At 69.5% G+C, this 12,187-nt stretch carries 12 protein-coding genes and 2 tRNA genes; 8 read left to right on the forward strand and 6 right to left on the reverse strand.

The features are described from left to right. The 5 genes from I2W78_RS20425 to I2W78_RS20445 form a co-directional block, all read right to left on the reverse strand. The gene (locus tag I2W78_RS20425; protein WP_196461721.1) at window positions 1-765 is read right to left on the reverse strand and encodes an ABC transporter permease; all 765 of its coding nucleotides are present in this window, start codon (window positions 763-765) and stop codon (window positions 1-3) included. Next, a complete protein-coding gene (locus tag I2W78_RS20430; RefSeq protein ID WP_196461722.1) occupies window positions 762-1,721 on the reverse strand; it encodes an ABC transporter ATP-binding protein in 960 nt (319 codons plus the stop codon). The genes I2W78_RS20425 and I2W78_RS20430 overlap by 4 nt, the downstream gene beginning before the upstream one ends. Window positions 1,722-1,846: 125 nt before the next feature. Continuing rightward, window positions 1,847-1,922 (reverse strand) — tRNA-Gly (locus I2W78_RS20435). Window positions 1,923-2,002: 80 nt separating this feature from the next. Continuing rightward, window positions 2,003-2,074, reverse strand: a tRNA-Gly gene (locus tag I2W78_RS20440). Between the two features lie 123 nt (window positions 2,075-2,197). Then, window positions 2,198-2,515, reverse strand: coding sequence for a histone-like nucleoid-structuring protein Lsr2 (locus tag I2W78_RS20445; RefSeq protein ID WP_196461723.1), 318 nt, complete (start codon window positions 2,513-2,515; stop codon window positions 2,198-2,200). Between the two features lie 309 nt (window positions 2,516-2,824). Here I2W78_RS20445 and purS point away from each other — a divergent pair, with 309 nt between their 5' ends. The 8 genes from purS (at window position 2,825) to purM (ending at window position 11,764) form a co-directional block, all read left to right on the forward strand. After that, window positions 2,825-3,088 carry a phosphoribosylformylglycinamidine synthase subunit PurS gene (purS, locus tag I2W78_RS20450; protein ID WP_196461724.1) on the forward strand — a complete coding sequence of 88 codons (264 nt, stop codon included), beginning with the start codon at window positions 2,825-2,827 and terminating at the stop codon, window positions 3,086-3,088. Further along, the gene (gene purQ / locus I2W78_RS20455) at window positions 3,085-3,765 is read left to right on the forward strand and encodes a phosphoribosylformylglycinamidine synthase subunit PurQ (protein ID WP_196461725.1); all 681 of its coding nucleotides are present in this window, start codon (window positions 3,085-3,087) and stop codon (window positions 3,763-3,765) included. Before purS ends, purQ begins: the two co-directional genes overlap by 4 nt. Beyond that, window positions 3,762-6,020 (forward strand): phosphoribosylformylglycinamidine synthase subunit PurL, encoded by a 2,259-nt coding sequence (gene purL / locus I2W78_RS20460; RefSeq protein WP_196461726.1) that lies wholly within the window; start codon window positions 3,762-3,764, stop codon window positions 6,018-6,020. The genes purQ and purL overlap by 4 nt, the downstream gene beginning before the upstream one ends. Before the next feature lie 129 nt (window positions 6,021-6,149). Next, window positions 6,150-7,388 (forward strand): hypothetical protein, encoded by a 1,239-nt coding sequence (locus I2W78_RS20465; protein WP_196461727.1) that lies wholly within the window; start codon window positions 6,150-6,152, stop codon window positions 7,386-7,388. 10 nt (window positions 7,389-7,398) lie between these two features. Next, a complete protein-coding gene (locus I2W78_RS20470) occupies window positions 7,399-8,196 on the forward strand; it encodes a maleylpyruvate isomerase family mycothiol-dependent enzyme (protein ID WP_196461728.1) in 798 nt (265 codons plus the stop codon). A 55-nt stretch (window positions 8,197-8,251) separates the two neighbouring features. After that, the gene (locus I2W78_RS20475; protein WP_196461729.1) at window positions 8,252-9,064 is read left to right on the forward strand and encodes an META domain-containing protein; all 813 of its coding nucleotides are present in this window, start codon (window positions 8,252-8,254) and stop codon (window positions 9,062-9,064) included. Between the two features lie 61 nt (window positions 9,065-9,125). Beyond that, on the forward strand, window positions 9,126-10,652 hold the full coding sequence (gene purF / locus I2W78_RS20480) for an amidophosphoribosyltransferase (RefSeq protein WP_196461730.1): 1,527 nt from the start codon (window positions 9,126-9,128) through the stop codon (window positions 10,650-10,652). A gap of 44 nt (window positions 10,653-10,696) precedes the next feature. Continuing rightward, window positions 10,697-11,764 carry a phosphoribosylformylglycinamidine cyclo-ligase gene (gene purM, locus I2W78_RS20485; protein ID WP_196461731.1) on the forward strand — a complete coding sequence of 356 codons (1,068 nt, stop codon included), beginning with the start codon at window positions 10,697-10,699 and terminating at the stop codon, window positions 11,762-11,764. A 69-nt stretch (window positions 11,765-11,833) separates the two neighbouring features. Here the strand turns inward: purM and I2W78_RS20490 are convergent, their stop codons facing one another. Continuing rightward, on the reverse strand, window positions 11,834-12,088 hold the full coding sequence (locus I2W78_RS20490; protein ID WP_141312914.1) for a DUF3073 domain-containing protein: 255 nt from the start codon (window positions 12,086-12,088) through the stop codon (window positions 11,834-11,836). Window positions 12,089-12,187 lie beyond the last annotated feature (99 nt).

The raw sequence follows: 12,187 nt of genomic DNA on the forward strand, positions 1-12,187 counted from the left end.
TCAGCGTCGCGGCTCCCACCGGAACCACCGCCGTACAGCAAACACGGCGACGACGGTCCAGGCCAGCGAGACCGCCATGGCACCCAGCGCCTCGGACGCCGGCAGATCCCCGGTCCACGCACCGCGCACCAGCGTGATGGCGGGCGTCAGCGGCAGCAGCTCGCACACCGAGGCCACCCGGTCGGGCAGCAGTTCCAGCGGGACGGCCATGCCCGAGCCGAGCATGGACACGAACAGCAGCGGCAGGCTGGTCACCTGGGCGCTCTCGGCGGTCCTGGTGAAGGCGGCCGTGACCGCCGCGAGCAACGCGCACAGCACGAGCCCCAACAGCACTCCGATGACGGCGAGATGAGGAGCGGGCGGCGCGCCGAGGTCCATCAGGACCGTGCAGCCGACCGCCAGCAGCACGCACTGCACCAGCCCGATCCCGACGGGCGGCAGCGCGGCTCCGGCGAGGATCTCCACATCCCGCAGCTCACCGGTGCGCAACCGCTTCAGCACCAGTTCCTCGCGTCGCACCACATACGCACTGGTGAGCGCCGAGTACAACGCGAAGAGCAGCGAGAACCCGATCGCGGCGGGCAGCAGGACGGTGCCGACCGTGAGCCCGGCGTCCGCCAGATCCATCCCGTCGATCGCCGACCGCACGCTCAGGGGCAGCAGAAGCGGGACGAGCAGCACCGTGACGATCGTCGCCCGGCTGCGCCCCAGCAGGGTCAGCTCCGCCCGTGCGAGGGCGCTCATACGTCCGGTGACCGTGGTCATACGGCCGCCACCTCCTCCTTCTGCGCCGCGGACATCCGCCCGGCGATCTGCAGGAACGCCTCCTCCAGCGAGGCCGACCGCACATCCAGCCCGCGCAGTTCGACCCCGGCTCCCCGGGCCCACACCAGTAGCTCGGTGGCCGTCCGCTGCACCTCGTGCGTCCGCAGCCGTACGACTCGCCCGGCCACCTCGTGCCCGACGACCCCCAGTTCGCCCAGGGACGGCAGATCCCCGAGGAAGTAGGCCTCGGGCAGCTCGAAGGAGATCCGGGCCGGCTGGGACGCCGTCACCTCGGCGGGCGTCCCGGCCGCCGCGATCCGCCCCTCGTGCAGGATCGCCAGCCGGTCGGCGAGCCCCTCGGCCTCCTCCAGGTAGTGCGTGGTCAGCAGCACCGTCGTCCCGGTGTCGCGCAGCTGCCGGACCAACTCCCAGGTGTCCCGCCGCCCCTCGGCGTCCAGTCCGGTCGTCGGCTCGTCCAGGAACAGCACCTCGGGCTTGCCGAGCAACGCCAGCGCCAGGTCCAGCCGCCGCCGTTCACCCCCGGACAGCTGCTTCACCCGTACGCCGGACCGCTCGCCGAGTCCGACGAGCTCCAGCGCCTCGCCCACCGGCCGCGCCCCACTCGTACAGCCCGCCCACATCCGGACGGTCTCCCCGACGGTCAGCTCCGACGGAAAGCCACCCTCCTGCAACATCACCCCGGTCCGTGGCCGTACGGCGGCCCGCTCGGCGTAGGGATCGTGTCCCAGCACCCGCACCCGGCCCCCGGCCGGGGCCGCGAGGCCCTCCAGCAGTTCAACGGTCGAGGTCTTGCCCGCCCCGTTGGTGCCCAGCAGCGCGAAGACCTCGGCATGTTTCACGTGGAACGTGATCCCACGCACCGCCTCGAACCCGCCCCCGTAGACACGCCTCAGGTCGGTGACCTCGATCACGTGCTCGTGCTCGTTCGTGTTCATGGCTTCAGCATCCCGGCGACGAAAACCCGGAAGCAGTGCGCGATGTCATCACTGCACATGACAAATGTCAGAAGGCCTCAGGGCACACGCGAAAGGCCCCGGTCGACGACCGGGGCCTTTCACAATGGAGCGGACGACGAGGCTCGAACTCGCGACCTCAACCTTGGCAAGGTTGCGCTCTACCAACTGAGCTACGTCCGCATTGCTCCCGACCAGCTTTCACCGATCGGTGCGAGCACCAGCCTACCTGATCCACAGGAGTGGTCTGTACGGCGATGCAGAGCGGGTGACAGGAATCGCACACTGCGCCTTCCCCCTGGAAGGGGGATGTTCTACTACTGAACTACACCCGCATGTTCCGTGAGCTGGGCTTTTCCGGCCCCGCCCCTCGGCGTGCTCCAGACTCTAGCTGATCACCGGGGGTGCTGTGCAAGTCGGATGCTCCGAGGGGCGCGTGAGCGGCCGTCGAGCGCGGTTCACTGGGCCGCGGTGAACGCCTCGTACACCTTTTTGGGGATGCGGCCGCGCGCGGGGACGTCCATCTTGTTGGCCTGCGCCCAGGCCCGTACGGCCGCCGGGTCGGGGGCGACCTCCGTCTGCCGGTAGGCCTTGCCCGACTTCGACCGCTTGCGGCCGGCCTCCACGTAGGGCGCGAGCGCCTTACGCAGTTTCTTGGCATTGGCTTCATTCAGGTCGATCTCGTACGACTTGCCGTCGAGTCCGAAGGCGATCGTTTCCGCCGCTTCCGAGCCGTCGATGTCGTCAAAGAGAGTGACCACGACCTTCTGCGCCACGAATATCGGTCCCTTCGTACGGCTGTCTATCCAGCTCAGCTGCGATGACATGCCGAGTGTCGGCTATTGCCAATTCATTTGTACAGTGCCCGGCAAAGCATTGTGAAGCCCGACTAAATCTCTCCGCGTGTCCGGGCGCAATAGCTCTCGCGGGTGGATCTCGGATCTTTCCTGGAACTTTTCGTGAACACGCCCCGTCGATGCGTGACCGTGACCATCGATCCGTAGCTTCCTACAACTCTACCCGCGTAGAAATTTTGTGCGGGTAGTCTGAAGGAACCTGCTCAGCACCACACACCGGGAGTGCCAGTGGCACGCGTCGTAGTCGACGTCATGCTCAAGCCGGAGATCCTCGACCCCCAGGGCCAGGCGGTGCAGCGCGCACTGCCGCGCCTCGGTTTCGACGGCATCTCCGACGTACGTCAGGGAAAGCGATTCGAACTGGAAGTGGACGGACCGGTCGATGAGGCCGCCCTCGCCCGCATCCACCAGGTCGCGGAATCCTTCCTCGCCAACACCGTGATCGAGGACTTCACCGTCAAGGTGGAGGAAGTCGCGGAGGCGGCGAAGTGACCGCTCGTATTGGCGTCGTCACTTTCCCCGGCAGCCTCGACGACCGGGACACGCAGCGCGCGATCCGTATCGCCGGCGCCGAACCCGTCGCCCTGTGGCACAAGGACAAGGACCTCAAGCAGGTCGACGCGGTGGTGCTGTGCGGAGGCTTCTCCTACGGCGACTATCTGCGCGCCGGTGCCATCGCCCGCTTCTCGCCGGTGATGGAGCCCCTCATCGAGCAGGCGAAGGCCGGACTGCCGGTCCTCGGCATCTGCAACGGCTTCCAGATCCTCACCGAGGCCCATCTGCTGCCCGGCGCGATGCTCGGCAACGACCACCTGCACTTCATCTGCCGGGACCAAAAGCTCCGGGTGGAGAGCGCGAACACCGCCTTCACCAGCGACTTCGTCGCCGGTCAGGAGATCCACATCCCGCTGAAGAACATGGACGGGCGGTACGTCGCCGACGCGCGCACCCTCGACATGCTGGAGGCGGAGGGCCGGGTCGTCTTCCGCTACCTGGACTTCAACCCCAACGGTTCGCTGCGGGACATCGCCGGCATCAGCAACGAGGCCGGAAACGTCGTAGGCCTCATGCCCCACCCGGAGCACGCCGTGGAGCCGCTGATCGGCACCGGCCGCACCGACGGTCTGCCGTTCTTCACCTCGATCCTCAAGAAGCTGGTCAACGCATGAGCAGGACGCCTCTGGACACGGTCGAGCACGCGGCCGCGACCCCCGACGTCGAGCTGCCCTGGGCCGAACTCGGCCTGAAGAAGGACGAGTACGAGCGTGTGGTCGAGATCCTCGGCCGCCGCCCGACCGGCGCCGAGCTCGCCATGTACTCGGTCATGTGGTCCGAGCACTGCAGCTACAAGTCCTCCAAGGTCCACCTCCGCCAGTTCGGCGAGAAGGCCCCCGAGAACGACGCCCTGCTCGTCGGCATCGGCGAGAACGCCGGTGTCGTCGACGTCGGCCAGGGCTACGCGGTCACCTTCAAGGTCGAGTCGCACAACCACCCGTCGTACGTCGAGCCCTACCAGGGCGCGGCCACGGGTGTCGGCGGCATCGTCCGCGACATCATCGCGATGGGCGCCCGCCCGGTCGCGGTGGTCGACCCGCTGCGCTTCGGCGCCCCCGACCACCCCGACACCAAGCGCGTCCTGCCCGGCGTCGTCGCCGGCATCGGCGGCTACGGCAACTGCCTGGGCCTGCCCAACATCGGCGGCGAGGTCGTCTTCGACGCCTGCTACCAGGGCAACCCGCTGGTCAACGCTGGCTGCATCGGTGTGATGCGGCACGAGGACATCCACCTCGCCAAGGCGTCCGGCGCGGGCAACAAGGTCATCCTGTACGGCGCCCGGACCGGCGGCGACGGCATCGGCGGCGCGTCGATCCTGGCGTCGGAGACCTTCGACGACGCGAAGCCGTCGAAGCGCCCCGCCGTCCAGGTCGGCGACCCCTTCCAGGAGAAGCTCCTCATCGAGTGCACCCTGGAGGCGTTCGCCGAGAAGCTGGTCGTCGGCATCCAGGACCTGGGCGCGGCGGGCCTGTCCTGCGCCACGTCCGAGCTGGCGTCGAACGGCTCGGGCGGCATGACCGTCACGCTGGACGACGTACCGCTGCGCGACTCGACGCTCTCCCCCGAGGAGATCCTGATGAGCGAGTCGCAGGAGCGGATGTGCGCGGTCGTCGAGCCGGGCAAGGTCGACCGCTTCCTGGAGATCTGCGAGAAGTGGGACGTCATCGCCACGGTCATCGGCGAGGTGACCGACGGCGACCGCCTGGAGATCTACTGGCACGGCGAGAAGATCGTCGACGTCGACCCGCGCACGGTCGCCCACGAGGGCCCGACGTACGAGCGCCCGTACGCCCGTCCGTCCTGGCAGGACGCCCTCCAGGCCGACGACGCGGGCAAGCTGCCGCGCCCGGAGACCTCCAAGGAGCTGAAGGACCAGGTCCTCAAGCTGGTGGCGTCCCCGAACCAGGCGTCGAAGAAGTGGATCACCTCGCAGTACGACCACTTCGTGCAGGGCAACACCGTCCTCGCCCAGCCCGAGGACTCCGGCATGATCCGGATCGACGAGAAGACCGGCCTGGGCGTCGCCATCGCCACGGACGGCAACGGCCGGTACGCCAAGCTGGACCCGTACAAGGGAGCCCAGCTGGCCCTCGCGGAGGCCTACCGGAACGTGGCCACGACCGGCGCCAAGCCGCTCGCGGTCTCCGACTGCCTGAACTTCGGCTCGCCCGAGGACCCGGCGGTGATGTGGCAGTTCGCGGAGGCGGTACGGGGCCTGGCGGACGCCTGCCAGCAGCTCGGTACGCCGGTGACCGGCGGCAATGTCTCGCTCTACAACCAGACGGGCGAGGCGGCGATCCACCCGACGCCGGTCGTCGCGGTCCTCGGCGTGATCGACGACGTCGCCCGCCGTACGCCGGTCGGTTTCCAGGAGGACGGGCAGCTGCTGTACGTCCTCGGCGACACGCGCGAGGAGTTCGGCGGCTCGGCCTGGTCCCAGGTCGTCCACGACCACCTCGGCGGCCTGCCGCCCGAGGTCGACCTGGAGCGCGAGCGGCTGCTGGCCGAGATCCTGATCTCCGCCTCCCGCGACGGAATGATCGACTCCGCGCACGACCTGTCGGACGGCGGCCTGATCCAGGCGGTCGTCGAGTCGGCGCTGCTCGGCGGCAAGGGCGCCCGCCTGGTCGTCCCCGACGGCCTGGACGCGTTCACGTTCCTCTTCTCCGAGTCCGCGGGCCGCGCGATCGTCGCCGTCCCGCGCTCCGAGGAACTCCGCTTCACCGACATGTGCAACGCCCGCGGCCTCCCGGTCACCCGCATCGGCGTCGTCGACGGCGACACGGTGGACGTCCAGGGCGAGTTCGCCCTCTCCCTGGAGGAACTGCGCGAGGCGCACGAGGGGACGATCCCGGCGCTGCTTGCCTGACTTCCCCCGACACCAACCGTGAAGGCCCCGCCCGTTGCCAGGGCGGGGCCTTCACGTGTGCGCACGGCGTTGTCGGTGGCTCCTGGTAGCTTCGGCGGAACCTGGGGATCACGGGTGACCGGGGGAGCGGTGAAGGTACCTGACCGCGTACGGAAGTTCGCGAACGTAGTGCTGTGTCTGGTGGCCGTTGCGGGCATCGGGTGGAGTGGCCGGGAGATCTGGCAGGTGTGGGACGGGCGGCGGCAGATCGACGAGGCCTGCGCCGGGCTCGTCCCCGCCGGGCGGGTGCTCGCGCTCTCCCCGGCGGGCGGCACCATCACGCACCGGCAGGGTGAAGAGGGCGTGATCGAGCTGGATTCCCTGTCGTCGGGCCAGGACTGCGAGATATTCAGCACCGAGGCTGGGGAGAAGTTCGGCACGGACACCGGCGAGCGCTGGTTCTTCACCGGTGCGGTGGGTGCTCTTCCCGCCGACAGCCCTGTGGTCGTCGACGACCCGCTGGAGTTCCTCATCGATCCCTTCGGCCGTCGCACCTACCCCCAGCAGCCGCTCGGGAACGGAATCGTCGGTGTCCTCACCCGCTCAGGAGTGGTCGTCCAACTGCCGTGCGCCGAGGGCAAGATGGACGGGCGGCCCGTGGGAGCCGCGCTGTGGGCGCGTGCCGAGTTGACGGAGACATCCAGGTTCGGTGAAGACGGCCAGCTCACCGCCCACGACCGTGACATCCTCGCCGAGACCGCCGTCCTCACCGCCAACAATCTCGCCGAACGGCTGGGTTGCGCCGACCGCCTACCGGACCCATCCCGGGACATACCGGCGCTGACCGAGGGCCCGATCCCGGCCGACCGCGCGAACGGCACCTGCGCCTGGTATCGCAAGGCCGGCTTCCCCCGCCGGGAAAACTTCGCGGATCAGGTGCTGGAGAGCCGTGTGGACGACGAACTCTGGGACGAGAGCTGCGGTCTGATACTCAGTGACGGTCTGGCGAACGGGCTCTACATTGCCGAGGCGGACCGCCACGACACGCTGACCGAGCCGCAGAACCCCGGCCAGTGGTTCGTCTCCCTGCACACCTATCGGGGCGAGGACGCGAAGAACGTCCACCTCAAGGACCCCGACTTCGCCGACACCCCGGCCCCGGCGACACCCGGAAAGGCCGGCCGCAGCAGCGAGGAGCCGATCTGGTGGGCCTCCTCCGTCTGCGCCGGCGCACCCCAGATCCACACGATGACCATGGCGTACGGCTACGACAAGCTGATGGCACCCGAGTACGAGAAGGTGTTCCGCGCATACGTCACGGACGTCACCGGCCGCCGGGGCTGCACGGACGTGAAGTTCCCCGCGCCCGGCACCTTCCGCGCCGATTAGGCTCACCGCCATGCCCCCGGCCAAGAAGCGCCCCCGCAGCTACGACCCCGCCAAGACCCGCGCTGCCGTGCTGGCACAGTTCGGTGGCGTCCGGGACGCCGTCCGGACGCTGACGCCCGAGCAGCTCGCCCTGCCCACCCGTCTGGGCGACTGGACCGTGCGGGACCTGGTCGCGCACACCGGAACGGCCCTCGCGGCCGTCAGTCGGCTGCTCGCCGAACCCGAGCCGCCGAAGCAGGACGGTCGGCTGGTCGACTGGCCGGCAGCGATCGCCGCCGACGCGCCCGCCATCGCCGACACCGCCCGCCACCTGGCCGAACAGCACCCCGACCTCGACACCCACCTCGCCGACGTAGAGCGGCGTTTCATCGCCGACCTCGACGCGCACCCGGGCACCCGGCTGCTCCCCACCAGCGCCGGCGCGCTGCCCCTGGCCGACTACGTCGTCACCCGCACCGTGGAGCTGGTCGTCCACACCGACGACCTGAACGCCGCCGTGCCGGGACTGGACATCCCGTACGACCGGCAGGCCCTCGCCGCGGCCACCCGGCTGCTCGCCGACGCGCTCGCCGCGAAGGCCCCCGGTGGTTCGACCGAGGTGCGGATCCCTCCGTACGCCGTGGTGCAGTGCGTCGAGGGGCCGAGGCACACCCGGGGCACCCCGCCCAACGTCGTCGAGACCGACCCGCTGACCTGGCTCCGGCTCGCGACCGGCCGTCTCACCTGGCAGGAGGCGGTCACCAACACCGAGGTGAGCGCCAGCGGGGAACGGGCCGACCTGGAGAAGCTCCTTCCGCTGATGTCCTGAGATGCCGATGTCCCCGGACGGGAACCAACCACCCCACCCGTCCCGTCGAATCGGCATGTACAGGCAGAAGCAGCGCATCACCCTCACCGCGGCCCTCGCTCTCCTCCCCCTCGCCGCCGCCTGCGGCAGCGAGCAGGCGGGCAGCACGACGGCCGACGCCAGGAAGCCCGTCACGGGCGTCCACTGGGCCGTCGACAGCGTCACCGTCGACGGCAAGCAGCACAAGGCGCCCACCGACGCGCACGTCACGATCGACGAGAGCGGCAAGGCACAGGGCAACTACGGCTGCAACCACTTCAGCGCGCAGGCCTCCTTCGACGGTGACCGCGTCCGGCTCGGCGACGCGACGGTGACCGAGATGGCCTGCGAGGACAAGCCCATGACCTTCGAGCAGAACCTCGCCCGCACCCTCGCCGACGGCCCCCTGAAGACCGAGGTCACCGGCAACAGCCTGACCCTCACCACGGACGCCGGCGACACCGTCCGCCTGACCGAGGAGAAGGCCGCCCCGCTGTACGGGACGAAGTGGACGGTCACGACCCTCGGCAAGGGCGGACCGGACGGCGTCGCCGAGCCCCTCCCCAAGGAGGCCGAGGGCAAGGCGCACCTCACCTTCGACAAGGCAGCGGGCACGGTCAGCGGCCGCCTCACCTGCAACAAGGTGAACGCCGAGGCCACCGTCCGCGACGGCCGCATCACCCTCGGCCCCGCGTCCACCACGCGCATGATGTGCGAAGCCTCACTCATGGCAACCGAAAAGCGTCTCCTGCGCCTCTTCGACGGCACCGTGAGCTACCGCCTGGAGCACCGCACCCTCACGCTGACCAGCGAAAACGGCGAGTCGGTGACGGCCGTCGCCGGGCAGTGATCCCTTACCGCCCGGTATCCCCAATTCGGACCAGTGGTCGACCTCGCCTACACTCGGTGGCGTGCCACGTGGTGACGGTCGACTCAATCACGATCTGCTTCCCGGCGAGAAAGGCCCCCAGGACGCCTGCGGCGTCTTCGGTGTCTGGGCTCCGGGCGAAGAGGTCGCAAAGCTCACGTACTTCGGGCTCTACGCCCTCCAGCATCGGGGCCAGGAATCCGCGGGAATCGCGGTCAGCAACGGCTCCCAGATCCTCGTCTTCAAGGACATGGGCCTGGTCTCGCAGGTCTTCGACGAGACCTCGCTCGGCTCCCTGCAGGGCCACATCGCGGTCGGCCACGCCCGCTACTCCACCACCGGCGCCTCGGTGTGGGAGAACGCCCAGCCGACGTTCCGTGCCACCGCGCACGGCTCCATCGCGCTCGGCCACAACGGCAACCTGGTCAACACCGCCCAGCTCGCCGAGATGGTCGCCGACCTGCCCAAGCAGGACGGCCGTACCACCCGGGTCGCCGCCACCAACGACACCGACCTGCTGACGGCCCTGCTGGCCGCCCAGGTCGACGCCGACGGCAAGCCGCTGACCGTCGAGGAAGCCGCCCCGGTCGTGCTCCCGCAGGTCAGGGGCGCCTTCAGCCTCGTCTTCATGAACGAGCACACCCTGTACGCCGCCCGCGACCCGCAGGGCATCCGCCCGCTGGTCCTGGGCCGCCTGGAGCGCGGCTGGGTCGTCGCCTCCGAGAGCGCCGCCCTCGACATCTGCGGCGCCAGCTTCGTCCGCGAGGTGGAGCCGGGCGAGTTCCTCGCCATCGACGAGAACGGCCTGCGCAGCTCCCGATTCGCGGACGCGAAGCCCAAGGGCTGTGTCTTCGAGTACGTGTACCTGGCCCGCCCCGACACCGACATCGCCGGCCGGAACGTGTACCTCTCCCGCGTCGAGATGGGCCGCCGCCTCGCCAAGGAGGCCCCCGTCGAGGCCGACCTGGTGATAGCGACCCCGGAGTCCGGCACCCCGGCCGCCATCGGCTACGCCGAGGCCTCCGGCATCCCGTTCGGTGCGGGTCTGGTGAAGAACGCGTACGTCGGCCGTACGTTCATCCAGCCCTCCCAGACCATTCGCCAGCTCGGTATCCGGCTGAAGCTGAACCCGCTGAAGGAAGTCATCAAGGGCAAGCGACTGGTCGTCGTCGACGACTCGATCGTGCGCGGAAACACCCAGCGCGCCCTGGTCCGCATGCTCCGCGAGGCCGGCGCCGCCGAGGTGCACATCCGGATCTCCTCGCCGCCCGTGAAGTGGCCCTGCTTCTTCGGCATCGACTTCGCCACCCGCGCCGAGCTCATCGCCAACGGCATGACCATCGACGAGATCGGCACCTCGCTCGGCGCCGACTCCCTGGCGTACATCTCCATCGACGGCATGATCGAGGCGACCACCATCGCCAAGCCGAACCTGTGCCGCGCCTGCTTCGACGGCGAGTACCCGATGGAGCTCCCGGACCCCGAGCTGCTGGGCAAGCAGCTCCTGGAGACCGAGCTCGCCGCCGGTCCCGCCGCCACGGCCGCCACCGACGCCATCCGTCGCCCGTAGGGCGCCCGCGTCACCTGCCGTACGACACGAAGGTTCTCAAAGCCATGTCTGAGACAACTGGTGCCAGCTACGCAGCCGCGGGCGTCGACATCGAAGCGGGCGACCGCGCGGTCGAGCTGATGAAGGAGTGGGTGAAGAAGACGCAGCGCCCCGAGGTCCTCGGCGGCCTCGGCGGCTTCGCCGGCCTCTTCGACGCCTCCGCCCTCAAGCGCTACGAGCGCCCGCTGCTCGCTTCCGCCACGGATGGCGTCGGCACCAAGGTCGACGTCGCCCGCCAGCTGGGCGTGTACGACACGATCGGCCACGACCTGGTCGCCATGGTCATGGACGACATCGTGGTGTGCGGCGCCGAGCCGCTGTTCATGACCGACTACATCTGCGTCGGCAAGGTCCACCCCGAGCGGGTCGCCGCCATCGTCAAGGGCATCGCCGAGGGCTGTGTGCTGGCCGGCTGCGCCCTGGTGGGTGGCGAGACGGCCGAGCACCCCGGGCTGCTGGGCGAGGACGACTTCGACGTCGCCGGCGCCGGTACGGGCGTGGTGGAGGCCGACCGGCTGCTCGGCCCCGATCGCATCCGAACGGGTGACGCCGTCATCGCCATGGCGTCCTCCGGTCTTCACTCGAACGGGTACTCGCTGGTCCGGCACGTGCTGCTGAACCAGGCGGGCCTGTCCCTCGACGCCCACATCGACGAACTCGGCCGCACCCTCGGCGAGGAGCTGCTGGAGCCGACGAAGATCTACTCGCTGGACTGCCTCGCGCTCACCCGCACCACCGAGGTGCACGCCTTCAGCCACATCACCGGCGGTGGACTCGCGGCCAACCTGGCCCGCGTCATCCCCGACGGCCTGCACGCCATCGTCGACCGCTCCACCTGGACCCCGGCACCGGTCTTCGACCTCGTCGGCAGGACGGGTGAGGTCGAACGCCTGGAGCTGGAGAAGACCCTCAACATGGGCGTCGGCATGATCGCGATCGTCCCGGAGGAGTCCACCGAGGTGGCCCTGGCGACGCTGGCCGACCGCGGCGTCGACGCCTGGGTCGCCGGTGAGATCACGGACCGGGGCGAGCACACCACGGGCGCCGCCCTGGTGGGTGATTACAGCGCCTGACGCCCTGCGGGCAGCACAGAACCCGGTCGGTGACCGAGGTCACCGACCGGGTTGCTGCTCAGTGCAAGGTCAAGCGCCGCGACGGTGGCGCGAGGAGTCGTCGTCCTCGTCCTCGTCGTCGTCCTCATAGAGGTCGGCGTACCGTGCGTACAGGTCGTCGTCGTGCTCATCGTCCTCGAACCGGTCACCGTTCGTGTTCGGTGACGTGTTCGACGTCGATGCGCCCAGCTCCTCGGCCAGGCGTGAGAGGTCCGTCCCACCGCTGTTGTACTTCAGCTGGCGGGCGACCTTCGTCTGCTTGGCCTTGGCCCGGCCGCGCCCCATGGCTCGACCCCCTCAACGACGGGGCTCGACGGCCCCAGAGTCTTGACACGCGTTCATGATCCGGAACGGGCTCTCCGTGGAGAGACCGGTCCGTAGGGC

This window comes from Streptomyces spinoverrucosus (genome assembly GCF_015712165.1).
GTDB classification, from domain to species: domain Bacteria; phylum Actinomycetota; class Actinomycetes; order Streptomycetales; family Streptomycetaceae; genus Streptomyces; species Streptomyces spinoverrucosus_A.